At 37.1% G+C, this 3,233-nt stretch carries 3 protein-coding genes; 2 read left to right on the top strand and 1 reads right to left on the bottom strand.

The genetic code is table 11. The features are described from left to right. The first annotated feature begins 46 nt into the window (after nt 1-46). On the top strand, nt 47-193 hold the full coding sequence (locus B5D35_RS25360) for a type II toxin-antitoxin system HigB family toxin (protein WP_078754763.1): 147 nt from the start codon (nt 47-49) through the stop codon (nt 191-193). A gap of 10 nt (nt 194-203) precedes the next feature. Further along, complete coding sequence (locus tag B5D35_RS23190; RefSeq protein WP_078754762.1) at nt 204-572, top strand: helix-turn-helix domain-containing protein; 369 nt, start codon at nt 204-206, stop codon at nt 570-572. Nucleotides 573-1,096: 524 nt separating this feature from the next. On the opposite strand, the gene B5D35_RS23180 is transcribed toward B5D35_RS23190, so the two are convergent. Next, nucleotides 1,097-2,998: a beta/gamma crystallin-related protein gene (locus B5D35_RS23180; protein WP_078754761.1), complete on the bottom strand. Its 1,902-nt coding sequence runs from the start codon at nt 2,996-2,998 to the stop codon at nt 1,097-1,099. Nucleotides 2,999-3,233 lie beyond the last annotated feature (235 nt).

Below are 3,233 nucleotides of genomic sequence, written 5' to 3'. Positions count from 1 at the left end.
TTTTTAACTCAGGATAACCTAGGGTCTCAGCGGCCTTCTACTAACTTTGCAACGGAGCCACCGAGTTGTATTCAACATTCACGGCAATAAGTATCGACTCATCGTGGCGGTGAACTACAAATTTTCGACGGCGTATATACGGTTCGTTGGGACTCATGCGCAGTACGATAAAGTTGATGCGGCAACCATCTAGAGGATTGATCATGCACATTAAGCCAATCAAAACCGTTGAAGACAACGAAGCGGCCTTGGCGCGTATCGAGCAGCTTTGGGACGCTGAACCTAGCAGCCCAGAAGGGGATGAACTGGAAGTGTTGGCGACACTGGTTCATGCCTTTGAAGAAGAACACTACCCAATTGATGCGCCCGATCCTATTGAGGCCATCAAGTTTCGGATGGAGCAACAGGGCTTAGAGCCGGAAGACATGGTGAAGTTTTTGGGTACGCGCAGTCGTGTTACCGAGGTGCTGAAACGTCAACGCCGTCTGACTATCAACATGATACGCAAGCTGAACGAAGGGCTTCATATCCCATTGGATTGCCTTGTGAAAGATTACCAACTTATCAAGTAAGGGCACCAAATGAAGAGTCTTTTGAAAGAGATACACTACAATGACATTTATTTTGCGGAATATTCCAGCCAGTAATTCGCCACCGTCATTTTTGATAGAAGCGAAGACTCGGAGACGGTTCAAATTACCGTTTTGAGAAGCGGTAAAATTAATCAGTTTGACGGTGATAATCGTTTCAATCCTTCGGATTTGCGTATACGTTCGTGAGGAATGGGACGATTGGCAAGTGATAAAAATATGTACCATCCAACATAATGGGAATACGTTAGTGGAAATCCATCGAGTAACTAACGAAGAACTATTGTATTTGTTTAAAACCAGTAACTATTGGGCTGCTAGCCAAAGAGTTTCAGCTAGGTGAAGCCGCGATCTATCGAGCATTAAAAGCCATATATTCCAATCTGCCACCTGATTAAATACCAAAATTTACAGATTTTGGGGTTCTTCCACAGGATCCGTAATTGATTACACAAAAACATGGGCGCAGACTAAGCTGTACCCATGATGTGCTTATGAATAATTATTTATCCCTGTTTTTTTAAAATTTTTATGGAGCTGATTTTCTTATAAAAACCGTCTGCATTATTTTGACCGGCCCCGCGGGTATAGTATCTTCCTCGGTAATTTACATCTTCATAGAAACGGATTTTCCAACCATGTGGAATGAACCATGAAGACATTTTGTCATTAAATTTATATGTAAATAAAGAAGGTATATCTTTACTTACATTAAGCTCATGTCCTTGTTGATTTTTATCTTCATAAATAACAACCACTGGGTTGTCTGATTTAGTAAAAAAATTATAAATGAATTTTGGGTTTTTGATTTTAGATGAAGTGGTTAACCAAGCTCCATTCCAGGTGACTAGGATATTATTGTTTGCATTTGTTATTATATTACTTCCATCTTTGTTTTTTTCAAAAAACCACTTTTGAGAGGTTGATGTTTTTGAACATTCACTCCAAGACACCGAATTAATCCCGGGCCCTTTTATACTATCTTCTTGTAGACATAATATTGAATCTCCGAATTTTTGTTTAATTTGGTCGGAGCCTGTGTCGTGAAAGTTTCTTTGGCTATTATTTGTGCTATCTATTGTTCCAGAATCATTCGATTTTGGATACCAAACCTGCCCATCTTTTTGATAATTTATATTTATTTCCTCTTGACGAAAATAAGGTGTCGTTCCAAATTTAATATTACCTTGTTTCTTAAAAGAAAAATCGTATCCATAATATCCTGGTTTTGCGGCTATCAAATACCATTCCCATATTTGAACTTTCACCCCTGAAATTACACTTGTTAGCTCAAAAGAATTAGGGTCTAGTTTGAACTTTTGATAATCATTATTTATATCGCAAAGATCTATTCTTAGATAATCCCATGTGAAATTAGATGATTCTACATTTGATGGCATAGTTACACACCAAGCAATATTATTACTGTTTTCATCATTAAATTGAATTTGTCCTTCTGAAGTAAAACGTCCCATAGGAGTATATTCACAATAATCAACATAAAAATAAGAATTTGGCTTTAAGCAATATTGCCTGCCATAATAATTAATTTTTAAATCGGAATTTCTTGCTGATACATTATTCAATAATGTATCAGCCTGATGGCGAGTGACAATATGAGGTGGTTTTTTAATTGCACTACAATTACCAGTATTATTAATTCGTCGTGAGCTATTTATGTCACACAGCATAAAAGATGCAGGTGTAGAGTCACCGAAATTAGCGACCCCAGCAATTGAGTTATCGCTAGTTTCATCATAAATCCTCCCTAACTCCATTAATGGGTCTAATGTTGCGAAGCTAGGAATACCAGAATCGAATGCAGCATTAATTTCCGTTTCACCATATACGATATCACCATCTTCATCAATTGTAATTGGAATTGCACTAGATATATAATTGCTTGGGATATGACTCCTAACTAGCCACTCTCCCATATTAAAATAAGTTGAGAATGTGTTTAAGGCTTCTAGTTCTGCATTGTTGAAATTTTGCTCACCTCGATGGTATCGTGCTAATGCCTCCTCGACTGTAATTTCAAATGAATAACTTCCAGAAGGAGGAGTGAACTCATATAGCCAATAAGTTCCAGGTTGGAACATTCCAGACTCTATCCTATCTCTCAAATAACTGATTGAACGCTCTTCAGATAGACTTGATGAAATCCATCCATCATTGGGTGGACGTCCATCTAATGATGAAACAATATTTGATTGACCATAAGTATGTTGGTAAAAATTAAAATTATCTCCATGAGAAATAAAACCAGTCTGAAAAATAGCGTGGGATGTTCTAGAATCAATTCTAAATAATGATTCTGGAGGAGTGGTTGGCGGATTTGCCTGCACGTTATATGAAATTATGTATATATGCATAATTCCAATAAACATTTTGAAGTATTTAAGCACTTTTATCTCCTTTGTTTTACATTAAAGACACAATGAAATTTAATTATGCCTTATTTGAAATATCTAACGTTATGTTTTTATATGGCAGTATTTACGGCTCCGTTGCAAAGTTTTAGGTTTCAGGCAATCTAGTGTCACCTTGGGGTTGTTGCAAAAAATTCAATCGGGCGAATTTCACCCCGCCGCTTCCTGAAATTACGTGTAAATTACCTCGACATTAAAGAGTCGATTCATG

The sequence above is a fragment of the Enterovibrio nigricans DSM 22720 genome (genome assembly GCF_900167155.1).
Lineage (GTDB): Bacteria > Pseudomonadota > Gammaproteobacteria > Enterobacterales > Vibrionaceae > Enterovibrio > Enterovibrio nigricans.
This window is presented reverse-complemented; position numbering and strand designations above follow the sequence as displayed.